General features: G+C 74.3%; 23 protein-coding genes. 14 read left to right on the top strand and 9 right to left on the bottom strand.

Annotation, left to right across the window (positions count from 1 at the left end):
- Positions 1 to 16: 16 nt before the first annotated feature.
- Positions 17 to 2,377: a glycoside hydrolase family 65 protein gene (locus PUR71_RS27770; protein ID WP_329929870.1), complete on the bottom strand. Its 2,361-nt coding sequence runs from the start codon at positions 2,375 to 2,377 to the stop codon at positions 17 to 19.
- A 207-nt stretch (positions 2,378 to 2,584) separates the two neighbouring features.
- Between PUR71_RS27770 and PUR71_RS27765 the strand changes: the two genes are divergently transcribed.
- Positions 2,585 to 5,305, top strand: coding sequence for an acetate--CoA ligase family protein (locus PUR71_RS27765; protein WP_329929869.1), 2,721 nt, complete (start codon positions 2,585 to 2,587; stop codon positions 5,303 to 5,305).
- 202 nt (positions 5,306 to 5,507) lie between these two features.
- On the opposite strand, the gene PUR71_RS27760 is transcribed toward PUR71_RS27765, so the two are convergent.
- The 4 genes from PUR71_RS27760 to PUR71_RS27745 all read right to left on the bottom strand — a co-directional run bounded on the left by PUR71_RS27760 (position 5,508) and on the right by PUR71_RS27745 (position 8,322).
- A complete protein-coding gene (locus PUR71_RS27760) occupies positions 5,508 to 5,795 on the bottom strand; it encodes an SHOCT domain-containing protein (protein WP_329929868.1) in 288 nt (95 codons plus the stop codon).
- A 50-nt stretch (positions 5,796 to 5,845) separates the two neighbouring features.
- A complete protein-coding gene (locus tag PUR71_RS27755) occupies positions 5,846 to 6,310 on the bottom strand; it encodes a DUF6325 family protein (protein ID WP_329929867.1) in 465 nt (154 codons plus the stop codon).
- Positions 6,311 to 6,575: 265 nt separating this feature from the next.
- The gene (locus PUR71_RS27750) at positions 6,576 to 7,913 is read right to left on the bottom strand and encodes a DUF2252 domain-containing protein (RefSeq protein WP_329929928.1); all 1,338 of its coding nucleotides are present in this window, start codon (positions 7,911 to 7,913) and stop codon (positions 6,576 to 6,578) included.
- Positions 7,914 to 8,001: 88 nt separating this feature from the next.
- Positions 8,002 to 8,322, bottom strand: coding sequence for a hypothetical protein (locus tag PUR71_RS27745; RefSeq protein ID WP_329929866.1), 321 nt, complete (start codon positions 8,320 to 8,322; stop codon positions 8,002 to 8,004).
- 444 nt (positions 8,323 to 8,766) lie between these two features.
- On the opposite strand from PUR71_RS27745, the gene PUR71_RS27740 reads away from it, so the two are divergent.
- Positions 8,767 to 9,195, top strand: coding sequence for a DUF7144 family membrane protein (locus PUR71_RS27740; RefSeq protein ID WP_329929865.1), 429 nt, complete (start codon positions 8,767 to 8,769; stop codon positions 9,193 to 9,195).
- A 57-nt stretch (positions 9,196 to 9,252) separates the two neighbouring features.
- Here PUR71_RS27740 and PUR71_RS27735 read toward each other — a convergent pair whose 3' ends face one another.
- Complete coding sequence (locus PUR71_RS27735; protein WP_329929864.1) at positions 9,253 to 10,080, bottom strand: YhjD/YihY/BrkB family envelope integrity protein; 828 nt, start codon at positions 10,078 to 10,080, stop codon at positions 9,253 to 9,255.
- A 492-nt stretch (positions 10,081 to 10,572) separates the two neighbouring features.
- Here PUR71_RS27735 and PUR71_RS27730 point away from each other — a divergent pair, with 492 nt between their 5' ends.
- The 9 genes from PUR71_RS27730 (at position 10,573) to PUR71_RS27690 (ending at position 18,287) form a co-directional block, all read left to right on the top strand.
- On the top strand, positions 10,573 to 11,826 hold the full coding sequence (locus tag PUR71_RS27730; RefSeq protein ID WP_329929863.1) for a hypothetical protein: 1,254 nt from the start codon (positions 10,573 to 10,575) through the stop codon (positions 11,824 to 11,826).
- The gene (locus PUR71_RS27725) at positions 11,819 to 13,129 is read left to right on the top strand and encodes a cation:proton antiporter (RefSeq protein WP_329929862.1); all 1,311 of its coding nucleotides are present in this window, start codon (positions 11,819 to 11,821) and stop codon (positions 13,127 to 13,129) included. The genes PUR71_RS27730 and PUR71_RS27725 overlap by 8 nt, the downstream gene beginning before the upstream one ends.
- Positions 13,130 to 13,250: 121 nt before the next feature.
- Positions 13,251 to 13,883, top strand: a complete 633-nt coding sequence (locus PUR71_RS27720; protein ID WP_329929861.1) for a hypothetical protein — start codon at positions 13,251 to 13,253, stop codon at positions 13,881 to 13,883.
- Between the two features lie 50 nt (positions 13,884 to 13,933).
- Positions 13,934 to 14,359, top strand: a complete 426-nt coding sequence (locus tag PUR71_RS27715; RefSeq protein ID WP_443077594.1) for an SHOCT domain-containing protein — start codon at positions 13,934 to 13,936, stop codon at positions 14,357 to 14,359.
- 101 nt (positions 14,360 to 14,460) lie between these two features.
- Positions 14,461 to 14,859, top strand: coding sequence for a YidH family protein (locus tag PUR71_RS27710; RefSeq protein WP_329929859.1), 399 nt, complete (start codon positions 14,461 to 14,463; stop codon positions 14,857 to 14,859).
- Between the two features lie 205 nt (positions 14,860 to 15,064).
- Complete coding sequence (locus PUR71_RS27705) at positions 15,065 to 15,760, top strand: CBS domain-containing protein (RefSeq protein WP_329929858.1); 696 nt, start codon at positions 15,065 to 15,067, stop codon at positions 15,758 to 15,760.
- Between the two features lie 15 nt (positions 15,761 to 15,775).
- The gene (locus PUR71_RS27700; protein ID WP_329929857.1) at positions 15,776 to 16,378 is read left to right on the top strand and encodes a CBS domain-containing protein; all 603 of its coding nucleotides are present in this window, start codon (positions 15,776 to 15,778) and stop codon (positions 16,376 to 16,378) included.
- 148 nt (positions 16,379 to 16,526) lie between these two features.
- Complete coding sequence (locus PUR71_RS27695) at positions 16,527 to 17,201, top strand: response regulator transcription factor (RefSeq protein WP_329929856.1); 675 nt, start codon at positions 16,527 to 16,529, stop codon at positions 17,199 to 17,201.
- Positions 17,202 to 17,309: 108 nt separating this feature from the next.
- Complete coding sequence (locus tag PUR71_RS27690; protein WP_329929855.1) at positions 17,310 to 18,287, top strand: Acg family FMN-binding oxidoreductase; 978 nt, start codon at positions 17,310 to 17,312, stop codon at positions 18,285 to 18,287.
- A gap of 134 nt (positions 18,288 to 18,421) precedes the next feature.
- Here the strand turns inward: PUR71_RS27690 and PUR71_RS27685 are convergent, their stop codons facing one another.
- On the bottom strand, positions 18,422 to 20,155 hold the full coding sequence (locus tag PUR71_RS27685; RefSeq protein ID WP_329929854.1) for a GAF domain-containing sensor histidine kinase: 1,734 nt from the start codon (positions 20,153 to 20,155) through the stop codon (positions 18,422 to 18,424).
- A gap of 185 nt (positions 20,156 to 20,340) precedes the next feature.
- On the opposite strand from PUR71_RS27685, the gene PUR71_RS27680 reads away from it, so the two are divergent.
- Both PUR71_RS27680 and PUR71_RS27675 read left to right on the top strand, forming a co-directional pair.
- Positions 20,341 to 21,384: a zinc-dependent alcohol dehydrogenase family protein gene (locus tag PUR71_RS27680; protein WP_329929853.1), complete on the top strand. Its 1,044-nt coding sequence runs from the start codon at positions 20,341 to 20,343 to the stop codon at positions 21,382 to 21,384.
- Between the two features lie 31 nt (positions 21,385 to 21,415).
- Positions 21,416 to 22,069 (top strand): pyridoxamine 5'-phosphate oxidase family protein, encoded by a 654-nt coding sequence (locus tag PUR71_RS27675; RefSeq protein ID WP_329929852.1) that lies wholly within the window; start codon positions 21,416 to 21,418, stop codon positions 22,067 to 22,069.
- Positions 22,070 to 22,120: 51 nt separating this feature from the next.
- Here the strand turns inward: PUR71_RS27675 and PUR71_RS27670 are convergent, their stop codons facing one another.
- On the bottom strand, positions 22,121 to 22,420 hold the full coding sequence (locus PUR71_RS27670) for a hypothetical protein (protein ID WP_329929851.1): 300 nt from the start codon (positions 22,418 to 22,420) through the stop codon (positions 22,121 to 22,123).
- Between the two features lie 269 nt (positions 22,421 to 22,689).
- Here PUR71_RS27670 and PUR71_RS27665 point away from each other — a divergent pair, with 269 nt between their 5' ends.
- A complete protein-coding gene (locus PUR71_RS27665) occupies positions 22,690 to 23,625 on the top strand; it encodes an oxygenase MpaB family protein (protein ID WP_329929850.1) in 936 nt (311 codons plus the stop codon).
- A 54-nt stretch (positions 23,626 to 23,679) separates the two neighbouring features.
- Here the strand turns inward: PUR71_RS27665 and PUR71_RS27660 are convergent, their stop codons facing one another.
- Positions 23,680 to 24,894, bottom strand: coding sequence for a saccharopine dehydrogenase family protein (locus PUR71_RS27660; protein WP_329929849.1), 1,215 nt, complete (start codon positions 24,892 to 24,894; stop codon positions 23,680 to 23,682).
- Positions 24,895 to 25,032 lie beyond the last annotated feature (138 nt).

Genomic DNA, 25,032 nt, shown 5'->3' with positions numbered 1-25,032 from the left:
CCGCGCGATCACGCGATCAGAGGTGGAAGCGGCGGGTCTCGCCCGGGCGGACCGTCGCCTCCGTGCCGCGCAGGCGGATCACCACCGGGTCCTGCCGGTCCTCGCGCAGGCTCACGGTGACCGAGCTCCGCTCGACGGCGATCGTCACGCCCCAGTGGCCGCGGTAGCGCAGGTCCATCTCCAGACGGCCGAGCGTGGACGGCAGCCGGGGGTCGAGCCAGAGGGCGTCCTCGCGGACCTCCAGGCCGGTGTAGCAGCGCTGCAGGAGGTCGACGGCGCCGGCCATGGCGCCCAGGTGGACGCCCTCGGCCGTGGTGCCGTGCTGGCTGTCCCGCAGGTCGGCCGTCAGGGTGTCGCGGAAGTGGCGCCAGGAGGCCCGCCGGTCGGAGCGGGTGAGGACCCAGGCGTGGACCACCGAGCTGAGGGTCGACCCGTGGACGGTGCGCCGCAGGTAGTAGCCGGTGGTGCGGCGCAGCAGCTCGTGGCGGGCCGGGTACCCGAGGCGGCGCAGCAGGTCACGGACCTCGCGGGCGGAGAACAAGTACCAGAGCATCAGTGCGTCGGCCTGCTTGGACGCCTTGTAGCGGTTGACGGAGTCGCCCTCCGCCTCCAGGATCCGGTCGAGCCGGCGCAGGTCGGGGTAGTGCCGCCGGTACGCGGCCCAGTCGAGTTCGGCGAGCCGCTCGTAGCCGTCGAACTGGCTGAGGACGCCCCCGTGGAACGGGACGTGCAGGTGTCGGCCGACCTCCTGCCAGCGCTCCAGTTCGAGGGCGTCGAGTCCGAGCCGCTCGCGCAGCTCGTCGCGCCGGTAGCCGGGCAGGGTGTCGAGGGCGTCCTGTGCGCGGGCCAGGACCCACGAGGCCAGCACGTTCGTGTAGGCGTTGTCGTCCAGGCCGGGCCGGTCCGCCCAGGGGTAGGCGTCGTGGTACTCGTCGGGGCCGAGCACGCCGCGGATCGACCAGCGTTCCCGCTGCCGGTCGTGGGTGGCCGCGGAGGACCAGAACCGGGCGATCTCCAGCAGTGTCTCGGCGCCGGCCTCGGCGAGGAAGTCCCGGTCCCCGGTCGCCTGGTAGTACTGCCAGACGTTGTACGCGACCGCCGACCCGACGTGTCGCTGGAGGTGGCTGTGGTCGGGCAGCCAGCGGCCGGACAGCGGGTTGAGGTGCAGTTGCTGGGACTCCTCGCGGCCGTCGCTGGCGCTCTGCCACGGGTACATCGCCCCGCGCAGTCCGGCCTCCCGGGCCTGCCGGCGGGCGGTGTCGAGGCGGCGGTGGCGGTAGCGCAGGACGGCGCGGGCGAGTTCGGGGAAGCGGACGTTGAGCAGCCGCAGGACGAACAGCTCGTCCCAGAAGACGTGACCCCGGTACGCCTCGCCGTGCAGCCCGCGGGCCGGGACGCCGACGTCCAGGTCGGCGGAGTGCTCGGAGTAGGTCTGGAGGAGGTGGAACAGGTTCAGGTGCAGCGGGCCGGTGGCGTCGAAGTCGGCCTCGATCCGGCAGCGGCGCCACAACTCCACCCAGCGCAGCACGTGTTCGGCGAGCAGCTCCTCGAAGGTCCCGGCCTCGACGGCGAGCAGGAGCGAGGCGCGCAGCGGCGTCTCGATCGCCCGGTCGCGGGAGGTGTGCAGCGCGACCGTCTTCTCCACGGTGACGGGCCGGCCGCGCTCGACCCCGACGGTGAGGACGTGGGCGGCCCAGCCCTCGCGGCACTCTGTCGCCACCTCGGCGCCGTCCGCGCGCGTCCGGGCGGCCAGGGCGATCCGCAGCGGGGAGTCGACGGCGGACGCCTCCAGCCAGACCGGGCCCGCCCCGTCCGTCCCCTGGCCGGCCGGAGTGAGGTGCCGTTCGGCCAGGCCCCGGTAACGGGCCACGCCGCTGTTGGTGACCCTGCCGTCCAGCCCCGAGCGGACCTCCAGCGGGCCGGACCAGTTCTCCGCGGTGACGGTGGTTTCCATGGCGAGCAGATGAGGCCGGGCCTGGCTGGCCAGCCGACGCTGCACGAGCCGGGTCCGCCGCCCCCGGTCGTCGACCACGAGCGCGGCGCGCGTGAGCAGGCCGCGCCGCAGGTCCAGCTCCAGGGTCTGTTCGGCGGGCGGGCCGGTGAACCAGGCACCACCGGCCGGCCGGAAGGTCAGCGGCAGCCAGTTCGGGACGTTGACCAGGTCCTCGTTGGTGACCGAACGGCCCGAGACCGTCGACCGCGCCCGGTGGTAGCACCCGGCGATGTACGTCCCCGGGTAGTGGACCCCGTCCGCGACGCACTCGGGGGCGGCGCCGCGGCTGACCACGTAGCCGTTGCCGACCGCGCACAGGGCCTCCCGCAGCCCCTCCTGGCCCGAGACGAAGCCCCGGTAACGGAGGGTCCACGGGTCCGGCATGTCGGGGTACCCCGCAGGTGGGTCCGCTGCCACGACTCACCTCCGTGCCGGCCGGTCCACTTCCAGTGTGCGCACCGCGCCGCCGGACCGCGCCCCGGACGGCCGCGGCACGGGGAGCGCCGTTCGGCGGAGCGGGCAGGGGCCGGTAGGCCCTCGCCCGGCGTGGCGGGGACGAGGACGCTGGAGGACGAGGCGAGGAGGTACACCATGTCCACCGTCCACCCGCCGCGGACCACCGCGGAGGCCCTGCTGGCCGATGGCACCACGGTCTCGATCCGGCCGCTCGGCCCGCAGGACCGCCGGGCCGTGCTCGACCTGCACACCGACGGGATGTCGGAGGAGAGCCGCCGCATGCGGTTCTTCGGCGTCAGCCGCGACGCCCCGGCGCAGGCCGCCGACCGGCTCTGCGGGGAGCGGCCGGGGGTGCTGGCCCTGGCCGCCTGGGCGGGGGAGGAACTGGTGGGCGAGGCGGACTACGAGTTGCTGGACGATCCGCCGGAGGCGGCGGAGCTGGCCCTCGCGGTGGCCGACCGCTGGCACCGCCGGGGCGTGGCCACGCTGCTCCTCGAACACCTCCTGCACGCCGCCCGCACGGCCGGCGTCCGGTACTTCGAGGCGGACACCCTGTTCGGCAACCGGGCCGTCCACCAGGTCTTCGCCGATCTCGGCCTGCCCGTCGAGCGTCGGTTCGAGCAGGGCGAGGTCAGGATCCGGGTGCCGCTCGACGAGTCGGACGAGCACTACCGGGAGGCCGTCGACGAGCGGGGGCGCCGTGCCGACGTGGCCAGCCTGGCCGCGCTGCTGCGCCCGGCCTCGGTCGCGGTGGTCGGGGCGTCCCGGCGGGAGGGATCGGTCGGGCGCACCGTGCTCGGGAAGATCCGCCGGGGCGGCTTCACCGGGACGGTCTGGGCGGTCAACCCGCACGCCGGGGAGATCGACGGCGAGAGCGCCTACCCGTCCGTGACCTCCCTGCCCGCGGTACCCGACCTCGCCGTGCTCGCCGTCCCGGCCGCCGCCGTCCCGGCCGTGGCCGAGGAGTGCGGCGCCGCCGGGGTCCGGGCGCTGGTGGTGCTCGCCTCCGGGCTCGGCGGGGAGGAAGCCCGGCGGCTGATGCGCGCCTGCCGCCGGCACAGCATGCGCCTGGTCGGCCCGAACAGCCTCGGCCTCGCCCAGGCCGATCCGGCCGTCCGGCTGGACGCCGAGTTCGGCGCCGCGTTCCCGCGCGCCGGGACCGCCGGCGTGGCCGTGCAGAGCGGCGGCGTGGGCATCGCGCTGTTGGAACGGCTGGGCTGGCTGGGCATCGGGCTGTCGAGCTTCGTCTCGCTCGGCGACAAGTACGACGTCAGCGGCAACGACCTGCTCCAGTGGTGGGAGGCCGACGACCGCACCGATCTCGCGCTGCTCCACCTGGAGTCCTTCGGCAACCCGCGCGCCTTCGCCCGCACCGCCCGCCGGGTCACCCGGACGATCCCGGTGCTCACGGTCGACGCCGGACGCTCCGTCGCGGGGCGGCGCGGCGCCGCCTCGCACACCGCGGCGGCCGCCACCCCCACCGTCACCCGCGAGGCGCTGTTCCGGCAGGCCGGCATCACCGCGGTCCACAGCATCGACGAACTCGTCGAGGCCGCCGCCCTGTTGCACGCCCAGCCGCTGATCGCCCCGCGCGGCGCGGTCGCCGTGGTCTCCAACGCGGGCGGCATCGGCATCCTGGCCGCCGACGCCTGTGCGGAAGCCGGCCTCGACCTGCCCGAACTCCCGCAGCGGCTGGCCGGGCTGCTCCCCGTCGGCGCCTCCGTCCGGAACCCCGTGGACACCACGGCGGCGGTGGGACCGGTCGAACTCACGCACTTCCTGCGGGCGTTGGAACGCGAGCCGGCCATCGACGCCATCCTGGTGTGCCTGGTGCCGACGGCGCTCGGCGCCGCCCACGACCGCGACCCGGTGCACGCCCTGCTGGAGGGCCCCGCCCGGCGCCGCGTCCCGATCGCCGCCGTGCTCCTCGACCAGCAGGTGCCCGTCCGCTGCCGGCCCTGCGCCGACGACGGACTGCTGCCGGTCTACTCGGACACCGTCGCGGCCGCCCGCGCCCTCGGCCACACCCGGGAACGCGCCCGTCGGCTCGCCGAACCGCCGCCCCTGCCCGTCGACGCCCCGGGCTGCGACCGGCGCACCGCGCGCAGCCTGGTGGACGGCTACCTCACCGCCCACCCCGGGGGCGGCTGGCTCGACCCGCTGACCACGGCAGACCTCCTGAAGGGCTACGGGCTGCCGCTGACCACGTCCGTCTGGGTACGGGACGAGGACATGGCGGTGGCCACCGCCGCCGGGCTGCGCCCGCTGGGCCACGAGGGCACGGTGGCGTTGAAGGCGTACTGGCCGGGGCAGGTGCACAAGAGCGCGGCGGGTGCGGTCCGTACCGGTCTCGCGACGGACGACGAAGTACGCGCCGCCTACCGCGAGTTCACCCGGCGCTTCGGTGCGGACCTGGCCGGCGCGGTGGTCCAGCCGATGGCCGATCCCGGCCTGGAGCTGCTGGCCGGCGTTGTGCAGGACCGGGTGTTCGGCCCGCTCGTCGTCCTCGGGCTGGGCGGTACCGCCACCGACGTCCTGGCCGACCGGGTGGCCCGGCTCACTCCGCTGAGCGAACACGACCTCATCACCATGCCGGCCGAACTCCGCAGCGCACCCCTGCTGTTGGGAAACGGCGGGCCCGCCCCCGTGGACCTCGCCGCCGTCCGGTCCGTCCTCGCCCGGCTGTCCCGGCTCGCCGACGACCTCCCCGAGCTCGTCGAGGCGGACCTCAACCCCGTGATCGTCCGCTTCGACGGCGCGGTCTGCGTCGACGCCCGGGTCCGCCTCGAACCCCGGCCCTCCTTCGACCCCTACCTGCGGCGGCTGCGGCGACTTGCGGCGGCCGAGGGGGAGTGAAGTGCCATGAAGCACAGCGTCCTTGACGCTTCATCGGCCGCGACCTGCCCCGACACCGGTCCGGCGGCGGGAGCGTGGCCCGTCGCTCACGGCCGGCCCACGCACGAGCCCCGGCCGCGGAAGCGCGGCCGGGGCTGTGGGGCGTCGGTCGGTGCGATCGGCCGGTGCTCGCCGCTCCGGCCGTCGGCTCCGCCGCGGCCGGTCAGACGCCGAGGATCCTCGCCTTCTGGGCGGCGAACTCGGCTTCGGTCAGCACTCCCTGCTCCTTGAGGGCGGCGAGCTTCTGGAGCTGGTCGATCGTGTCGTCGGTGCTGCTGGGGGCCGCGGCCGGCGGTGGCGCCTGGTTGGCGGCGGCCGGTGCGGCCGGTGCGGCCGGGGCGTCCTGCTGGGCCCACCGGCCGGCTTGTCGCCGCGACACGCGGTTGGACACGGCCGTCGCCGTTCCGGCGACCACGGCGGTGCGGGCCACTCCTCGAAGCAGTCCGGGCATGGGATCCTCCTTCTTCATTCCTTGGTGCGGGATGGGCGGGATGCGTGCGGTCAGGGCGAGCCGTCGGTGACCTCGACGGCTTCCAGCGCTGCCAGCACCGACTGGACCGGGATCCGGCCGCCGGCGACGAACTGGGCGCCGGCGCGGCGCAGTGCGGCTGCCAGGGGAGCGGCCCACAGGTTCTCGTAGACGAGGACGGCGGCCGAACTCCCGGGCTCCAGGGCCTTCGCCGCCTCGCTGATGTCGTCGTCGCCCAGCAGCCCTGACGAGGCCCCTTCGAACACCGTGAGGTCGAGCTGTCCGTCGCCGTCCAGATCGGCGACCTCCAGAGCGGTGAAGGAGCCGTCCGACTCCTTCTTGACGAAGGTGAGGTCCAGGATCCGGATGATGCCCCGGTCGACCAGGTCGAGGAGCAGGGGCATGCCCTCACCGGTCAGTCGGGTACCGGGGAACTCGACGATCAGGTAGTCGATCGGACCGAGTTCGTCGATTTCGTCGGCGGGAGAAGTACTCATGGCGACTCCTTTGAAAGGGAGGGTTGTTGAGTGTGGCGCGGGATCGCTACGGCGGGTCCCGGCTGTCGTCCGGTCCGTTCGGGTCGCGTGGTCGACGACATCGCGGCCTCACGGGGCCCGGCCGGGACGAAGTCGCTGACCAGTTGGCTGATCGACGCGTCCAGCACCATGAGGAACTGCGCGAGGCCGAGGATGTACAGCGGCTTCCATCGGACGGCCGCGCCTTCGGGAGGCTGCTCGGCAGACTCGGCGTGGCGCGGCCCGTTCACACCCCGGCCCGTGCGGTGATCCGGCCGTCGGCGATCGCGGCGGTGAGTGCGGCGTGGTCGGAGCGGGTCTGCTCGGCGTATGCGAGCGCGAAGTCGGCGACGGCCCGTTCGAAGGCGTCGCCGCCACCCAGGTAGGCGGCGACGGCGACGCGGTCACCGGTGCGGGCGTGGCCGCGTGCGAGGGTGCGGCCGCACAGGTCGGCGTACTGCTCCAGGAGGGACCGGGGCATGCCCTCGATCACGGCGGATCCCTTCATGTCCCGCAGTTGCCGCCAGTAGAAGTCGCGGCCCGCCGGGCCGGTGGCCCAGCCCAGGAAGATGTCACTGGCGGCCTGGAGCCTGCGTTGTCCGTCGACCACCCGCCGCCCCTGGTGCCGGTGGAGGCTGGGCGGGAGGTGCGGCTCCAGCACCGAGCGTTCCGCCTCCTTGACCTGGAGGAAGAGCGGCTCGCCGGTGAGACGCCCCCGGAAGAGGCCGATGTAGCAGCGCGTGCCCACGCTGCCCACGCCGACCACCTTGCGGGCGGCGTCGACCAGCTCGAAGCGGTCCAGGAGCGCGGCCCGCTCGTCGGGGAGGGTGGCGCGGTAGTCCTTCAGGACCTGCTGGAGACGGGGCACGTCCTGCGGGTCCACCGGTTCGAGCAGCGGCGGGTCGTGGACGATGCGCGGCTCTCCGTCCGGTCCCGGCTCGGTGAGCTTGGCCAGGGCCTGCAGGTTGGTCCGCCCGCGGGCCTTCGCCAGGTTGCCTTCGACGCGCTTGCGGTACTTCGGCTCCCGGATCTGCGGCAGGAGGTCGGCGGTGTCGACCCGCTCGTACCAGACGTCGAGCTCGCCGAGTCCCGCGAGCCGTCGCATGGCGATCCGGTACGCCCGGGCGGACGCCAAGGCCGCGGACCACGCGGACGCGTCCGGCTCGTCGTTCTCGTGCGCGGCCACGGCGACGCTGGCCGCCAGGCGTTTGACGTCCCACTCGAACGGACCCGGCAGGGTCTCGTCGAAGTCGTTGAGGTCGAACAGCAGGGCGCGCTCGGGCGAGGCGAAGAGACCGAAGTTGCACAGGTGCGCGTCCCCGCAGAGCTGGACGGTGAGCCCGGTGTTCGGGGAGGCGGCGAGGTCCGCGGCCAGGACGGCGGGCGCGCCGCGCAGGAAGGCGAACCGGGAGGCTGCCATGCGGCCGTACCGGATCGGAACCAGCTCCGGGACGCGGGAGGCGGCCTGCTGCTCCAGGATGTCGACGGGGTCGGCCCGCTCCGGTGCGGGGGCCCAGCTCCCGAGGGCCGAGCGCGGCAGGCGCTTTCGGGCCTGCCGCCCCGCTGCGACGGAGTCGGTGGTCATCGGTTCCATCTGGCCAGTGTCGCCGCGCACCGGCCGAGCGGGGTGCCCGAGGCGGCCGATCGGGTGCATGCTCCGGGCGGTGCGGGCGTCATGATCGCGGCTGCCCGTCGGTGGGGTGCACGACCGCCCTGGTGGACTCGAGGACGCGAGCGACGGTGTGCGCCATCGCGCCGGTGATGACGAACATCGTGCTGATGAGGATCCAGCCGTCCCGCTCGTTGACCTTGGAGCCGGCCACGGGAGCGGGCCGCACCATGTCCTTGGCGATCGCGACGACGCCCGACAACGCGTGCGCGACCGCGCCGGCGACGAGTGCCGAGGAACCGAGGACGAGCCAGTCGAGCCGTCCGAGCTCGGTCGATCCGGGCGTGGCGGTGAGACGTGACGCCTGGTGGTGGATGCCGGGCATGGGTCTCGCCTCCTTTTCGTGAGTGCGGCGGGACGTTCCCTCCCTTCCGACGTTCACAGAAGACGGCGGGGGCGCCATGGGCCGTTCGGCCCAGACATCGTGGGCCGGACGGCAGTACGACCGTGTGTGACGGCGGTGCTCCCGTGCGGGGTCAAGTCCCGCACGGATGAAGTCCGTTCGGACCATTGACACGGTCCGCGCGGCCCACGACCCGTTGAAGGGGCCGGTCCTACGGTGGACGTAGGGCCTCCGTTCCGAGGCCTACCCCCGAGCCGAGCTTCCGGGGCGATCGTGATGAAGGACGACGGCTCCGCCGGTGCCGGTCCGGAGCCCGGCGGCCGCCCTCTCCCCGGAGTCCTTCCGCACCGGCTTCTCTTCTCTCCCGTCTCCTGCCTCCCGTCGCCCGTTCCGGGCCAGGCGGCCGCTACCGAAGGAGTCCGTGTCATGACCAGCAGCGGCACCGAAACGTCCCGAACCGCCCGGGCCCCCGAACACCGCCCCTTTGCGACCGGGTGGACGATCTTCGCCGCGATCATGATGACCGCCGGCGGGATCATGGCGATCTTCCAGGGGATCGCCGCTATCGCCAAGGACAGCCTGGTAGTCGTCACCCGGCACTACGTGTACTCGATGAACACCACGGGATGGGGATGGATCCACCTGATCCTCGGCGTCGTCGTCGTCCTGGCGGGCGTGGCGCTGTTCAACGGCGCTGCCTGGGCCCGTGTCGTCGGTGTCCTCGTCGCGGGGCTGGGAATGATCGCCAACTTCCTGTGGCTGCCCTACTACCCGTTCTGGGCGATCGTCCTGATCGCGATCGACGCCTTCGTCATCTGGGCGCTGTGTGTCGGAACGACCAGGAAGGAGGCGTGACGGCCCCGGACGACGACCGTCGAGGGTGCCCGGACGGCCACGGCCGTACGGGCACCCTCATTCCTCGTCCGCCGGGGCCGTCCTCGGGGTCCCCAGCAGCCGGGCCAGTCGGCCCTGGCCCGCCACCACGTACCCGCCGCCGATCCCGAGCGTGATGGCCGTGAACACCACGATGAGCCAGCTGAGCAGGGTGAAGACCATGCCGAGCGGGCCGAACTGCGCCACGCTGCGGTTCAGCGAGCGGGGGACGTAGAGCCGTGATCCCCAGGCGAGCGCCGTCAGTGCGGCACTGGTCAGCACGGCCCCCGGAAGCAGGGGGAGCCAGGGGACCCGGCCCGCGAGCAGCAGGTGCTGCGTCCACCACCAGAGAAGAGCGGCCGTGATCAGGTAGAGGACCACCCCGAGGCCGTCGCCCACCCCGAATCCGGCCCGTACCCGCCCCTGGACGGTCAGGGCGGCGAGCCACACCAGCAGCCAGGCGAGCCACCGCCATGCCGCCAGACGCCCTGCCAGATGGGGCAGGTGCCAGCTTCGCTCGCACAGACGCTGCAGGATACGGCTGCAACTCGTGGCCGAGAGCAGGGTCACCACGATTCCCACGGCGCCGAAGGCATCAGCGGTGGTGGTCCGGCTGGTCTGGAGCACCTCGGTCACCTGGTCGAGCGAGGCGCCCTGGAGCCCCAGGACGGTGCGCAGGGAGTCCGAGACGCTGCTGCGCACCTCCGACGGCATCAAAGCGGCCAGCACGAACAGCACCGGGACGGCGGTCAGGAACGTCTGCGCCGCGAGCCGGGTGGCGGTGTCCAGGACGTTGACGTGGATCAGCTGCGCCGCGAGCCGGCGCGGGAACGGGGCATCGCGCAGCGTGGCCGTCCGCCCCCGCAACCAGGCGGATCTGGCACGGATCCAGCGAGCGCGCACGGGCCGGCCCCGCTGTTCCGCCACCGCGCCACCCTCCGATCGCCGTCGGCACCTCCGGCCGCCGCTCCGGAGCCGTCGTCGGCTCCGGCACTCCGGGTTCCGTCCAACACTGGGCAGCGCGATGGTGTCCGGCCTGTCGGGCGGCCCGCCGTTCGGCGAAACGGCCCCAGGGTTTCACCTGCCAGGGGCGGGGCCGGTCCCCAGGGCGCACCCCGGTCGTGGTCTCCCGGGAGCGTGCGGCCGTACGGCCGTACCTCCTCCGGACGGACCACCCCGGGGTGCCGGAGGCCGGGCCCTACGGGGCAATGGTGGTCAGCGGTGCCACGGCCGCGCGGAGTGCTGGGAGATCCGATGAACGAGCGGCCAGGGCCTCCGTCCGCACGGGGGAACGGCGCGGCGGGCAACGGCGGATCGCCCTCCGGGGCCGCGCGCCCCGGCAGGGCCCGTCGGATCGCCATGAGCACCGTCTCGGCGGTGTTGATCACCCTGACCTGCATCCTGGTCCCGCTGTCGCTGCTCACCGTCTGGGTGCACGACATCGCGCTGGACACCGACCGGTACGTCGCCACGGTCGCTCCGCTGGCGACCGACCCCGCCGTCCAGGACGCCGCGGTCAACCGACTCACCCAAGCGGTGGACGTGAAGGTGGACGGCCCCGCGGTCACCTCGGACCTGGCCGCCTGGCTCCAGTCGCAGGGCCTGCCCCCGAGAGCCGCCTCCGCGGTGAAGGCACTCGGGCCCAAACTGGACGACGCCGTCGACCAGGTGGTCAACAAGGCCGCGACGAAGGCGGTGCACAGCGACACCTTCGCGACGGTGTGGACGCAGGCCAACCGCTCGGCCCACGCGGCCGTGGTCCACGCCCTCACCGGCCACGGCCGGGGCGCGGTCGGCGTCACCGACGGCACGGTCACCCTCGACGTCGGGACGGCCGTCGACCGGCTGAAGGACGAGCTCGTGGCCGCCGGGGTGTCCCCGGCCGCGAAGATCCCGGACGTGAACAAGCAACTGGTGCTCTTCCAGTCCGACAAGCTGGCCAAGATCCAGGACGCCGCGCACGCGCTCGACGTGGTCGGCAACTGGATGCCCGTCCTCACCGTGCTGCTCGGCGCGATCGGCGTCCTGCTGGCCCGGCGCAAGCGCCGGGCCCTGGTGACCACCGCGCTCGGCGCGGCCGGCGGCTGCCTGGTGGTGGCCGTCGCCCTGGTGATCGTCCGGCACTACTACCTCGACCACCTGCCCCCGGCCGTGCAGTCCCCGGCCGCGGCCGCGGCGATCTTCGACAGGCTGCTCCACTTCCTGCGGGTCAGCCTGCGCACCGCGATCGTCCTCGGCGTGGTGGTGGCGCTCGGCGCGTACCTGTCCGGGGCGGGACGCTTCCCCCGTGCCGTCCGCGGCCGCGCGGACGCCGCGGCGGACTCCGCGGCCCGCTGGGGCGGCTCCCACGGCGTGCGCACCGGGCGGGCCGGAACCTGGACCGAGGCCCACCGCCGAGGGCTCGTGCTCGCGGCGCTGCTGGTCGTGGCCCTGGTGTTTGCCCTCTGGGACCACCCGACCGTGCTCACGGTTCTGTTGCTCGTCCTGGTGCTCCTCGCGGTGCTGGCCGTCCTCGCGCTGTTCGCCGCTTCCGGGCGTGCCGGAACGGCCGGGGACCCTCCCGGTGCCGAGCGGGCCGGGTCCGCGGACGGCGAGGCGGGGGCCGGTGAGTGACGCCGCCTGGGCCGGGGTGGCGGTGGCCGGTGTCACCGGCGCGTACGCGCTCGCCTCGCGACGTCTGGCGAGCACCCCGGTGTCCGGCGCCATCGTGTTCACCACGGCCGGCGTCCTGCTCGGTCCCCTCTGCCTGGACCTGATCAGCCTGGACACCGAGGGCGGGCCGCTCCTGACGCTCCTGGAAGCCGCACTGATGCTGGTGCTCTTCACCGACGCCATGGCCGTCCGTCCCCGCGAACTCCGCACCGGAGGCGCCCTGCCGGGTCGGCTGCTCGGGTTCGGCCTGGTGCTCAGCATCGCGCTGGGCTGGCTGCTGGCCTGGCCGCTGCTGCCCGGACTCACCGTCTGGGAGCTCGCGCTGGTGGGCGCCGTCCTCGCGCCGACCGACGCGGCGCTCGGCAGCAGTGCGATCGCCAACCCGCGGGTGCCGGTCCTCGTGCGCCAGGGGCTGAACGTGGAGAGCGGCCTGAACGACGGCATGGTGCTGCCCTTCTTCGTCCTGTTCCTGGCGGCCATCCCCGGCACGTCGTACGCCGAGGAGGGCGAGGCGGGGACGTTCTGGCGGGCCCTGCTGCTCAGCACCGCCCTGGGGCTGGTGGTGGGCGGGGGCGCCGGCCGACTGCTGCGATGGTCGAGCGGACGGGGCTGGATCACGGGGGAGTGGCGCCGGCTCCACGTCCTCGCGGTCGCCGCGGCGTCCTACGGTCTTGCGGTGGCCACCGAGGGCAGCGGCTTCATCGCGGCCTGGGTGGCGGGGTTCGCCTTCGCGGCAGCCGAGCGCGGTGACGCCGTGGCGCCGGTACCGGAGGACGACCAGATCGCCGACCTCGCGGAGTACCTGGGGAGCCTGCTGGCCTTGCTCAGCCTGCTGGTCTTCGGCGCCGTGATCCTCGGGCCGACCTTGGAGCACCTCGGCTGGCGCCTCGTCGTCTACGCCGTGCTCAGCCTCACCGTGGTCCGGATGGTCCCGGTGGCGCTCTCCCTCGCCGGCAGCGGGCTGAGGCCGCCCACCGTGGCCTACATCGGGTGGTTCGGGCCGCGTGGCCTCGCCTCGATCGTGCTCGGGCTGCTGATCGTGGAGCAGCACGTTCCGGGGGTGGAACTGATCGGCCGGGCGGTCGCGGTCACCGTCGGCCTCAGCGTGCTCCTGCACGGGGTGTCCGCGGTGGTGCTCTCGGACCGCTACGGCCGCTGGTACGAGCGTGCCGCCGAGCGCGACCCGGGCCTGAGGGAGGGCAGCGGCTCGCCGGTGCTGCGCCGGCGGCGCAGGCTCGACCTCACCGGTCCCCCCGGGGGGTGAGGCCGCCGTCCGGAGGCTCGTCCCACCCGGTCGGTCCAGCCGACCGCGTCCACGCCCGGCCGCCCCGGGGCCCCCGACCTAGATTCGTCGAAGTGCACCTCCCGCATCCGAAGGGATGACCATGAGCCGTCGTCCGAACGTCCTGCTGATCGTCACCGACGAGGAGCGGGCCGCGATCCCGCGTCCGCAGGGCTTCACCGGACTCGACCGGGCGACGACCGCCACCCGGTTCCCCGCGCTGCACGGCCACTCCCTCGCGCCGGCGCTGGAGGGGGCCGCGGTTCGCGAGGGCGTGCTCACCACCGTCGAGTCGATCACCACGCCGGACGCCGGGTTCTGGTCCGAGTTCGCCGACCCGCAGGCCCCCGAGCGCATCCAGTCGGGGTCGCTGCGCCCGGACTGGAGCAAACGCGGCTTCCTGCGCGGGTTCCTGGACCAGAGGTACACCTTCGGCCGCTACTTCTCCCCGCTCGAACCGAACCGCCCCACGACCGTGGAAGCGCTCCACGAGCAGAACGACGTCGTGCTCTACGACCGCGTGGAGGACCCCGACGAGCTGCGCAACCTCGCGGCCGACCCGGCCCACCACGAACTCGTCGCCCACCTGAACGGCCGGCTGGAGGACCTCATCAGCGCCGAGACCGGCACCGACACGCGCGCCTGGGTCACCGAACGCCCCCGGCTGCTCGGCTGGCCCACCTGGCACGGCGACACCGACCGGCCCGCGCCCTCCGGCGTCGCTGCCGGCCACTGACCGCAAACCCCCCCCACCACTAGGAACAGGACCCGCTCATGGACACGTCCGTGCACATTTCCGCAAGGCTCGCGGCCGACTACCCCGTGCTCGACATCTTCTGGACCACCTGCCTGATCTTCCTCTGGATCCTGTGGTTCATGCTGCTCTTCCGCGTCTTCGGCGACCTGTTCCGGGACGACTCGCTGAGCGGCTGGGCCAAGGCCGGGTGGGCGGTCTTCGTGCTCGTGCTGCCCTTCCTCGGCGTCTTCGTCTACCTCATCGCCCGGGGCACGGGCATGGGCCGGCGCGAGCTGAAGGCGGCGCAGGAGCGCGAGGCGGAGTTCCGCTCCTACGTGCGCGAGGCCGCCGGCACGCCGTCCGCGCCCTCCACCCCGTCCACCACCGACGAACTGGCCAGGATCGCGGAACTGCACACCACCGGCAAGCTCACGGACGAGGAGTACCAGCGCGCCAAGGCCAGGATCCTCGGCTGAGCACCGCCGGGGCGGTCAGCCGGCCGGCCGGTGCATGAAGGACGGGTGCCGGTCGGCCGGCTGCTGCTCGACGAGCTGCTCGGAGGAAGGCGGAGGTACCGGTGGCCGAGGCGTCGTCGAACGGACTCGACGGAGACGGGGGGACCGGCCCCTGGTGGGAGAGGGGGCGGGAGCCCGACTACCGCGCGACGCTGGCCAACGAACGGACCTTCCTGGCGTGGAGCCGGACGGCCCTGGCACTGCTGGCGAGCTCCCTGGCGGTGCTTCAGTTGGTCACCGGCGTCCCGGAGCCGCTGCGGGTGGCGCTGTCCTGCCTGCTGGCCGCGCTGTCACTCACCACGGCCGTGGTGGGCTACGTCCAGTGGCGCGTGCGTCAGGAGCGCATGCGGATGGGGCGCCCCCTCGGGCACCTCCCGGTGCAGGCCGTGCTGACCGCGGTGTTCGTCCTGCTGACCGCAGTGGTCGGCGCGGTGATCGTCCTCGCCCCGGGTGGCCGCTGAAAGGTTCGGCGCACCTCACCGGACCAGGACCCGCTCGCCGGGGCGCAGGACCACGGCCGTCCACCCGGTTCGCGGTCGATGCGCTCGCGCAGGGCCTGCGAGACCTCCGGCGACCGGCCCTGGTGGCAGGGACCGTCCGGCCCTGTCCGGCTGCCGCCGGGGCGGCGAGAGTGGAGGCGGGACCACCCGAGGAGGAGTGAGGACGATGCAGCACCGCAGCGTCATCGACGTGATGACCCGTGAGGTCGTCACCGCTCGGCCCGACACGCCGTTCAAGGAGATCGCGGCTCTGTTCCACCGCAACGACATCACCGCGATCCCGGTCGTCGACGAGCAGGACCGGCCGCTGGGCATGGTGTCCGAGGCGGACCTGATCCGCAAGGCCGCCGTCCTGCCGGACCCGGAGGGACGCTACCCGGGCCGCTGGCTGGACGCGAAGGACCGCGCCCGCGCCGAGGCGGAGACCGCCGGCGGGCTGATGACCAGTCCCGCCGTCACCGCCCGCCCCGGTTGGTCGGTGCCCGAGGCGGCCCGCGCCATGGACAGGCACAAGGTCAAGCGCCTGCCCGTGGTCGACGAGATCGGCCGCTTGGTCGGCATCGTCAGCCGCGCGGACCTGATCCAGGTCTTCCTGCGCCACGACGCGGCGATCCGCGACGAGATCACGCACGACGTGCTCGGCCAGACGCTCTGGCTCGCCCCGGCGGACGTCCAGGTGGCCGTGCACGACGGCATCGTCACGCTGAAGGGGCGGCTCCCGCGCCGCAGCCTGATCCCGGTCACGGAACAGCTGTGCCGCGCCGTGGACGGCGTCGTCGCCGTCCACCAGACGCTCGACTGGTCCGAGGACGACACCTCCCCGGACCTGGAACACCCCCGCGCCTACCGCGCGGCCTCGTAGCCGGAGGAGGTCATCGTGAAGCGGACGCTGAACACCGTCGCCGACGTCATGACCCACGCGGTCGTCGCGGTCGGCCGCGACGCGGACTTCCGCGAGGTCACCGAGACCTTGCAACGCTGGCGGGTCAGCGCAGTCCCCGTGCTGACCGGCGACGGCCGGGTGGTCGGCGTCGTCTCCGAGGCCGACCTGCTCACCGCCCGGGACCGCGACGGCGCGCGCGCCGACGCGCTGACGGCCGGACGGATGATGTCCGTCCCGGCGGTCACCGTGCACCCGGGCAGCCCGCTCAACGAGGCCGCCCGGGCGATGGCCCGCGGGCACTTCAAGCGGCTCCCGGTCGTCGACGAGGAGGGCTACCTGGTCGGCATCGTCAGCCGGGGCGACCTGCTCAAGGTGTACCTGGAGGACGACCGCGAGCTGGCCGACCGGGTCCGGTTCGAACTGACCGCCACCCTCGGCCCGGTCGCCTCGGTGGACACCGACGTGCGCTCCGAGAACGGGCGGATCACGCTGACGGGCGACCTGTCCGACGCCGTGACCGCACCCGTCCTGGAGCGGCTGGTGCGGTCCGTGCCCGGCGTGGTCGGCGTCGAGCTGCGGCTCGCCGCTCCCGCCTGAGCGCGGAGACCGGGCGCGGCGCCCCGGAGGGCGCCCACCGCGTGCGGGGCTCGATCGCCGTCGTGCCGTGCGACCGAGCCGGTGCGCCGGGCGGCGCGGGCGCGCAGAATCGGTGGTGTCACCGAGCGCGCACCGCAGGGAGCAGGCCATGGACACGCCCCAGCCCGTACGGGTGTTCCTGCTGGACGACCACGAGGTCGTCCGCCGGGGGGTGCGCGACCTCCTGGAGGCCGAGCCGGACATCGAGGTCGCCGGCGAGGCGGGCACCTGCGCCCAGGCCCTCGCCCGGGTCCCGGCACTGCGCCCGGACGTGGCGGTGCTCGACGTGCGGCTCCCGGACGGCGACGGGGTGACCGTCTGCCGGGAGCTCCGTGACCGGATGCCCGACCTGGCCTGCCTGATGCTGACCTCCTTCGACGACGACGACGCGCTACTGGACGCGATCATGGCCGGGGCGGCCGGCTACGTCCTGAAGCAGGTCAAGGGTGCCGACCTGGTCAGCGCCGTCCGCACGGTGGCCTCCGGCCAGTCCATGCTCGACCCGGCCACCACCCGCAAGCTCATGGAGAGCCTGCGCCACCACGAGGAGAACGAGACCGACGCCGTCCTCGCCGGGCTCACCCAGCGCGAGCGGGAGATCCTCGCGCTGGTGGGGGAGGGCAAGACCAACCGGCAGATCGGCCAGGAGCTCTACCTCGCCGAGAAGACCGTCAAGAACCACGTGTCCCGCCTGCTCGCCAAGCTCGGCGTCGAACGCCGTCTCCAGGCCGCCGTGCTCGCCGCGCACGCCGACCCCGAGCAGCACCACCGGCGCCCGCACTGAGGCGCCGTGGCCCGGATGGTCCACGTGCCCGGGCCGAACGGCCCAAGCGCAGCGCCGCCCGCCGGCCGCACGGTGGAGGTGATCCACCAACTCGCCCGGGAGGCGGTCGTGCCCACTCTCGCCCTCGACGCCGCCGCACTGGAGAAGCTCGTCTCCGCCGCCGTCGCCGCGCCGTCGATCCACAACACCCAGCCCTGGCGCTTCCGGCTGGAGCCGGCCACCTCGACCCTGGAGGTCCGGGCGGACCGCAACCGTGCCGTCCCGGCCGCCGATCCGCAGGGCCGGGCGATGCACATCTCGGTCGGCGCCGCCGTCCTCAATCTGCGCGTCGCCGCCCGGCACCTCGGCTGGGCGCCCGAGGTCCGCCTGCTGCCCGACCCGGCCGAGCCGGACCTGTTCGCGTCCGTCGAGCTCGACACCGCGGCGAGCGCGCCCGCCCCGGGCAGCGAGCGGCTGTACGGGGCGATCTGGCGCCGGCACTCCAGCCGCGCCCCGTTCACCGACGAAGCCGTCCCGGCGGTCGTCCTCGACGAGCTCGTCACCGCCGCCCACGCCGAAGGCGCCGGGCTCCACCTGCCCGACCACGAGGAGAGCGCACGGCTGTTGCGGCTCACCGCCGAGGCGGAGCGGCGCAACACCACCGACGAGGCCCAGCGGACGGAGAGCCGCACCTGGATCCGTACCGGCGACGCGCCGCCGTACGGGATCCCGGTCGGGGCCCTCGGCCCGCAGGACGTGGCCGGCCACGTGCCCATGCGTGACTTCTCCGCCATCCACGCCGCCGAACACCAGGCGCCCGTCCTCTTCGAGCACGAGCCGCGCATCGCCGTCCTCGGCACCGACCACGACACGCCCACGGACTGGCTGCGCGCCGGGCTCGCGCTGGAGCGCCTGCTCCTGACCGCCACCGTTCACGGCGTCCGGGCCTCCCTGCTGCACCAGGCGATGGAGTGGCCCAACCTCCGCTGGGAGACCCGCGACCCGCGCGACCGCCCCGGCTACGTCCAGATGCTGATCCGCCTCGGCTACGGCCCCGAGGGCGCGCCCACTCCCCGGCTCGCGGCCCGGGACGTCCTGGAGCCGTAGTGATGCGGTGGCGGGCCCGGCCGGTCCGGAGCCGTGGGCGGTGGCCGTCGCCGGCCCGGGTCAGGGGTCGCCGAAGAAGTTCTCGCGCACCTCGCCGGCGGGGCAGTCCACGAGCACGTAGCCGGCCGCCGGATTCATCCTGCGCCGGGCAACGGCACCCGCCAGACCAGTTCCGTGCCGCCTTCGGGGCGCGTGCGGGTGGTGAAGGTGCCGCCCAGGGCGGCGGCGCGGTCGGCGAGGTTCGCCAGGCCGCTGCGGCGGCCGCCCTCGGGGAGGCCGATGCCGTCGTCGGTCACGGTGAGCGTCAGCTCGGTGCCCGCGTCGATCGAGGCCTCCACGGCGTCCGCGTTCGCGTGGCGGGCGGCGTTGGACAGGGCCTCCTCCAGGACGGCGACGGCCGCGTCCGCGATGTCGGCGGGCACCGAGACGTCCAGCAGCCCGCTCATCCGCAGGCCCGGGGTGAAGCCGAGCGCGCGGGCGGCCCGGTCGACGACCTCGACGACCCGGGTGCGCAGGCCGGCGGCTGCCGGACCGGACTCACGCAGGCGCAGGCCGAAGATGGTCGCCCGGATGGTCCTGGCGGTCTCGTCCAGATCGTCGATGGCCCGCAGGACCCGGTCGGTGGCCTCGGGGTGCTCGATGAAGCGGGTGGCGCCCTGGAGGGTCATCCCGGTGGCGAAGAGGCGCTGAATGGCGAGGTCGTGCAGGTCGCGGGCGATCCGGTCGCGCTCCTGGAGGAGGGCGACCTGCTCGGAGTCGCGGCGGCGCTCGGCGAGCTCCATCGCGACCGCCGCCTGTCCGGCGAAGCCGAGCAGGGGCCCCGACTCGCCCTCGTCGAACAGCGGCGCGCCGGCCGCCCGCGCGAGCATCAGGACGCCGCGGATGCCGTGCTCGGCGGTGCCGATGGGGACGGCGACGGCCGGGCCAAGCCCCTCCCAGCGCGGCGGACCGACGGTGATCCTGGGATCCTTCCGGACGTCCGGGCTCACCACGAGCCCTGCGACGCGCACGGCCGCGCCCACGAACGACCCGTCCACCGGGAGGACCAGGCCGCGGTGCTCCCGCTCGCCCAGCCCGACGGCGATCCGGACTTCCAGCTCACCGGTGCCCGGCAGCGGCAGGGCGACCACGGCGAGGTCCGCGCCGACGATCTCGCCCGCCCGGGTGAGCAGCAGGTCGAGCACCTCCTGTTCCGCACTGCCCGACAGGAGGCTGCTCGTGACCTCCGCGCTCGCCTCCAGCCAGTGCTCCCGCTGCCGGGCCCGGGCGTAGAGGCGGGCGTTGTCGATCGCCACGCCGGCCGCGACGGCGAGGGTCGCGAGCACCGATTCGTCCTCGGCGTCGAAGTCCCCGCCGCCGCGCTTCTCGGTGAGGTAGAGGTTGCCGAACACCTTGCCCCGGATGCGGATGGGCACGCCCAGGAAGCTGTTCATCGGCGGGTGGTTGGCCGGGAAGCCGTAGGACGCCGGGTGGTCGGCGATCCGGGTGAGCCGCAGCGGCTCGGGGTGGCGGATCAGTTCGCCGAGGATGCCGTGCCCGGACGGCAGCGTACCGATCAGCTTGGCCTGCTCGTCGGTGACGCCGACCGGGATGAACTGCGACAGGCGCTGGTCCTCGCCGATGACGCCCAGGGCGCCGTACTCGGCGTCCACCAGGGTGACCGCGGCCTCCACGATGTGCTTCAGCGCCTGGGACAGTTCCAGGTCGCGTCCGACCGCCAGCACGGCCTCCAGCAGGCTGTGCACGCGGTCGCGCGTGCCCCGGGCCGCGTCCAGATGGGCCTGGAGCTCCTCCAGGAGCTCGTCCAGCCGCAGCCTCGGCACTGGGGCGTCCGCCTGCGGTCCGCCGGTCTCCGATGCGTTGCCCAACGAAACCTCCGTGGCTTCCCCGACGCCACTGACCAGCCTAGACGCGCACGGCCGGTACCGGAGGGTCGAGAGGGGCCCAACGGCCCTCGGCGAGGCCCCAGCAGGCCCATGGCACCCGCACGGATCGGCAGAAGGCTGGAAGAGCGGAACTGCCGGTTCCGCCACCCGAGAGGAGCGGACACGTCATGAAAGCGCTCACCTACCACGGACCGGGCCGCCGCACCTGGGGCGAGGTACCCGAACCCGCCCTCCGCGACCCGGAGGACGCCGTCGTCCGGGTGGACGCGGTGACCATCTGCGGCACCGATCTGCACATCCTCAAGGGCGACGTGCCCGAGGTCGCCGAGGGCCGCGTCCTCGGCCACGAGGCCGTCGGCACCGTCACCGGGACCGGGCCGGGCGTGCGCACCGTCGCGGTCGGCGACCGCGTCCTGGTCTCCTGCATCTCCGCGTGCGGCCGCTGCGCGTACTGCCGGGCGGCGAGCTACGGCCAGTGCACGGGCGGAGGCGGCTGGATCCTCGGCCACCTGATCGACGGCTGTCAGGCCGAGTACGTCCGCACGCCCTTCGCGGACACCTCCCTGTACAAGCTCCCCGACGGCGTCACCGACGAGGACGCCCTGCTGCTCGCGGACATCCTGCCCACCGCTTACGAGGTGGGGATCCGCAACGGGCACGTCGGGCCGGGCGACACGGTCGCGATCGTCGGCGCGGGCCCGATCGGACTCGCCGCGATCCTCACCGCCCGGCTCTACAGCCCGGCGCGCGTCATCGCGATCGACCTCGCCCGCAGCCGCCTCGACGCCGCGAAGCGCTTCGGCGCCGACACGACGCTGACCGCCGCCGAGGCGACCCCGGAGGCCGTCCGGAAGCTGAGCCGCGACGGTCTGGGCGTCGACGTCGCGATCGAGGCGGTCGGTGTCCCCGGGACGTTCGAACTGTGCACCGGTCTGGTCCGCCCCGGCGGCCGGGTGGCCAACGTCGGCGTGCACGGCAAGGCGGCCACGCTCCACCTGGAGGACCTCTGGATCCGCGACGTCACCATCACCACCGGTCTCGTCGACACGCACAGCACCCCGATGCTGCTCGACCTGCTGGCCGCAGGCCGGCTGGACGTCGCCGGTCTCGTCACCCGCCGCTTCGGCCTCCACGAGATGCAGGAGGCCTACGACGTCTTCGCCGACGCGGCCGACACCGGCGCCCTCAAGGTCGCGCTCGTGCGGACCTGACCTCAGCCGCCACCACCGAGGAGCAGCAGCCATGGCCGCCCACCCCGACGCCGACGACATCGCCCGCCGCATCGTCGAGCGCCGCCACCAACTCGGCCTGAGCGAGCACACGTTGTGCCACCGCGCCGCCATGGCGCCGTCCTACCTGCGGCTCCTGATGCAGGCGGGACCGGAGTTCGATCCGGACGCGTTCGTCCGGATCGCCACTGCGCTCGGGACGACCTGGCCGGAGCTGGCCTCGGGCCACCGCCCCGACGATCCGCCCGGACGGACGGCACCCGGGACGCGCCCGCTGCTGCTCCACCTCACCGAACCCGAGTGCTGGGAACTCCTCGGGACCCACGGCGTCGGACGGATCGGCCTCTCCGGCGGGCCGTCGCCGGACGTGCTCCCGGTCAACTACGCGGTGGACGCCAGGACGATCGTCTACCGCACCTCCCCCAGAGGCGCCGCCGCCCCGCCCGAGGGTGCCCCGGTCTCGTTCCAGGTGGACCACATCGACGACCGTCGCGGCCACGGCTGGAGCGTCCTCATCCACGGCCATGCGCGCCGCATCGCCGACCCGGACGAGGAACGGCGTCTCGCCGCCCTGCCCGGCACCACCCCGTGGGCCGGCGGCGCCCGCCCGCTGTGGGTGCGGGTCCGGCCGGGCGAGGTGACCGGCCGCCGGATCGGCACGGGATGATCGCCCCGGAGCTCCCGGAGGCCGTCCACGCCGCCGTCGGCCCGGCCCCGCCTACGCGGCTCCGCTGACGCCGGGTGAGATGAAGCGCCGGTGCAGCGGGTGGTACTCGACCGAGGGCTCCCCGGCGATCCCGGCCTTCTCGATCGCGGGCGCGAGCCGCTCGGCGAAGAACGCCTCGAAGGCCTCCCGCGACTCCCACACGTCGGTCACGTTCAGGCCGTGCCCGTCGAACCAGGCCACGTGCAGGTGGGCGCCCGCCGGCGCGAGTTCCTCCCAGCGGACCGCGTCACGCACCGCGTCGTACTGCTCCGGGGTGGTTCCGGCCCATCGCATCGACATCACTACAGCCATGGCACTACTCCCTCGCACCCGTGACGGCCACCCGTGACGGCCACCCTCACACCTCAAGCCAACGCCGGTTCCCCTCCGCCCGCACCTCGGAACCGCCCCGCGCCGACCGCGGCCGCGCACGGGGCGGTTTCGTTGCGCCTCCCCGGCTCGACCCCGGCGGCGACGAGCCGCTCGGCGTGCTTCTTGTGGGCGGCCTGACGGGTGACACCGAGCACCCGCCGGGCCTCTCGGTAGTGTGGTGGCCCGGAGCGGGGGAAGGGTGGGCGTTCATGGGGGCCGAATCGCGGCGTGGGCCGCTCGACCGGTTGCGGATGCGGCTGTTGGCGGAGATCAACGCCACCGTGCACGGGCGGGACCTCCACCTGGAGCGGTACGACCGGCCGGCCGGGGATCCCGGGTTGTACGGGCCGGACAGTGTCGTGTGGCGGGTGCACGGGCATCCGGCCGGGATGGTGGCGGGCGGGTTCGCGGCGTTGCTGCTGCAGTCGCTGCATCCGGTGGCGATGGCCGCCGTCGACGCGCACTCCGACTTCCGGGTCGATCCGACCGGGCGGCTCAACCGGACGGCGCGCTTCGTGGCCACGACCACGCTCGGGTCGACGGCGGCCGCCGAGGCGGCGATAGCGGGGGTCCGGCGGATCCACCCGCGGATCCGCGGTACCGCCCCGGACGGCCGGGCCTACCGGGCCGACGATCCGGACCTGCTCACCTGGGTGCACACCGCCGAGGTGCTCTGCTTCCTGACGGGCTACCAGATCTTTTCCGCCACCCCGCTGACCGGCGCCGAGTGCGACCGCTACTACGCCGAGGCCGCACGCGTGGCCGAACGGCTCGGCGCCACCGCGGTACCCGGGTCGCGCGCCGAGGTGGCGGCCTACCTGGCCCGGATCAGGCCCGAGCTCCGGGCCACGCCGCCCGCCCTGGAGGTGGTGCGGCTGCTGCGCGGCTTCGGCCGCAGCCGGCGCGAACGCGCCGCCGTCCGGGCGTTGACGAACGCCGCGATCGCCCTGCTCCCCGGCTGGGCCAGGGCCGAACTCGGCATCCGCCGGCCCCGGTTGGTGCGCGCGCTCTGGGACCGCCCGGTGGCGCGGACCGGCGGCCGGATCATGGTGTGGGCCTGCGGTCCGTCCCAGATCCGAGCCGCCGCGTACGCGCGGGCCACGGCGACGGGCACGGCCGTCGGCCGACTGGAGGAGATCGGCTGATCGTCGCCGCGTCTTCGGCGGTGACTCTCCGCCAGACGACCTGCGGGGCGCGCCCTACCGGCCGGGGGCCGTCGTCGGCGGGGTGTCCAGCACGCGGAAGGAGACGCCCGCCGCGATCAGCCGGTCGATCAGCGGTCGGCCCATCGCCACCGCCGTGGTCGACTGGCCCGCCACCGGGGGAAGATCGTCGTACGCGAGGCACAGCGCCGACTCGGCCAGCATCTTCGCCGTCTCCTGGTAGCCGGGGTCGCCGCCGGACACCTCGGTGAGGAGCGTCCGCCCGCCCTGCGCCCGGGCCGCGAAGCGGACGGCGAACCAGGAGCGCGCCCGCTGCTCCTCGCCCGGGCCGTCGCCGGGCTTGCGCAGTCGGCCCAGGGCCCGGCGCAGCGCCGGGAGTTGGGCGGCGACCGCGATCGCCGCCACCGTGGCGACACCGGCGAGGGCGATCGGGAGGCGTCGTACCGCGGCGTAGTGGGCGTAGGCGAAGTCCGGGCCGTACTCGTCCAGCGCGGCGGCCGAGCGGGACACCACCCGGGGGTCGATCGTGGGCATCGGTACGGCCCAGGCCCGGGCGGCCCGTGACCGGTGGGGCCGGCCGGCCGGGGTGCGGACCAGCCGTCCCTTCGGCCGGGGCTCGGCGGCGCGGCGCGCGCGGGCGGCCCGGGCCATGGCGCGCGGCCGGGAGAAGGCCGTCATCGCCGAGGCGAAGGTGCCGCCGGAGACGGTGCCACTCGCGCGGACGAAGCCCTCCACGGAGAGCCGGCCGAGCGGGCCGCCGCGGCGCAGCAGTTCCTCGACGGTGAACAGCACCCCGAGGTCGTGCGGCACCGAGTCGAAGCCACAGGCGTGCACCAGCCGCGCGCCGGTGGCCACGGCCCGTTCGTGGTGCCGGAGGTACATCCGGTCGACGAACTCGGGCTCGCCGGTGAGGTCCACGTAGTCGGTGCCGCTGTCCGCGCAGGCCGCCACCAGGGGTTCGCCGTGCCGCAGGTACGGGCCGACCGTGGAGATCACCACCCGGGCGGAGGCGGCCACGTCGCGCAGCGCCGCGCGGTCGGCGGCGTCGGCGATCAGCAGGGGGAGGTCGGCGCAGCGCGGGTCGATCCGCGCCAGCCCCGCCCGGACGGCGGCGAGCCTGCCCTCGTCCCGCCCGGCGAGCGCCCAGCGGCAGCCCTCGGGCGCGGTGCGGGCCAGGTACTCGGCGGTGAGTCCGCCGGTGAAGCCGGTGGCACCGAACAGGACGAGGTCGTACGGGCGGGGCTCGGTCATCAACGGTCCCTACTCGCGGGTAATCGACGGCGCAACGCTAGGAGCCGGTCGTGGCGGTGTCAACGGTGTCGGCCCCGGGCTTCCGTCGCGGCGTGTGGGGCGCGGTCGGAGCGAGGGCGGCGGTCCCCGAGCGGGACC

This window comes from Streptomyces sp. SP17BM10 (assembly GCF_036322405.1).
GTDB lineage: Bacteria > Actinomycetota > Actinomycetes > Streptomycetales > Streptomycetaceae > Kitasatospora.
This window is presented reverse-complemented; position numbering and strand designations above follow the sequence as displayed.

Coding starts and splice junctions, on each gene's coding strand:
- PUR71_RS27770 (WP_329929870.1), bottom strand. CDS start 2,377: ATGCCGGACCCGTGGACCCTCCGTTACCGGGGCTTCGTCTCGGGCCAG.
- PUR71_RS27765 (WP_329929869.1), top strand. CDS start 2,585: ATGTCCACCGTCCACCCGCCGCGGACCACCGCGGAGGCCCTGCTGGCC.
- PUR71_RS27760 (WP_329929868.1), bottom strand. CDS start 5,795: ATGCCCGGACTGCTTCGAGGAGTGGCCCGCACCGCCGTGGTCGCCGGA.
- PUR71_RS27755 (WP_329929867.1), bottom strand. CDS start 6,310: ATGAGTACTTCTCCCGCCGACGAAATCGACGAACTCGGTCCGATCGAC.
- PUR71_RS27750 (WP_329929928.1), bottom strand. CDS start 7,913: ATGACCACCGACTCCGTCGCAGCGGGGCGGCAGGCCCGAAAGCGCCTG.
- PUR71_RS27745 (WP_329929866.1), bottom strand. CDS start 8,322: ATGCCCGGCATCCACCACCAGGCGTCACGTCTCACCGCCACGCCCGGA.
- PUR71_RS27740 (WP_329929865.1), top strand. CDS start 8,767: ATGACCAGCAGCGGCACCGAAACGTCCCGAACCGCCCGGGCCCCCGAA.
- PUR71_RS27730 (WP_329929863.1), top strand. CDS start 10,573: ATGAGCACCGTCTCGGCGGTGTTGATCACCCTGACCTGCATCCTGGTC.
- PUR71_RS27720 (WP_329929861.1), top strand. CDS start 13,251: ATGAGCCGTCGTCCGAACGTCCTGCTGATCGTCACCGACGAGGAGCGG.
- PUR71_RS27705 (WP_329929858.1), top strand. CDS start 15,065: ATGCAGCACCGCAGCGTCATCGACGTGATGACCCGTGAGGTCGTCACC.
- PUR71_RS27695 (WP_329929856.1), top strand. CDS start 16,527: ATGGACACGCCCCAGCCCGTACGGGTGTTCCTGCTGGACGACCACGAG.
- PUR71_RS27680 (WP_329929853.1), top strand. CDS start 20,341: ATGAAAGCGCTCACCTACCACGGACCGGGCCGCCGCACCTGGGGCGAG.
- PUR71_RS27675 (WP_329929852.1), top strand. CDS start 21,416: ATGGCCGCCCACCCCGACGCCGACGACATCGCCCGCCGCATCGTCGAG.
- PUR71_RS27670 (WP_329929851.1), bottom strand. CDS start 22,420: ATGGCTGTAGTGATGTCGATGCGATGGGCCGGAACCACCCCGGAGCAG.
- PUR71_RS27665 (WP_329929850.1), top strand. CDS start 22,690: ATGGGGGCCGAATCGCGGCGTGGGCCGCTCGACCGGTTGCGGATGCGG.
- PUR71_RS27660 (WP_329929849.1), bottom strand. CDS start 24,894: ATGACCGAGCCCCGCCCGTACGACCTCGTCCTGTTCGGTGCCACCGGC.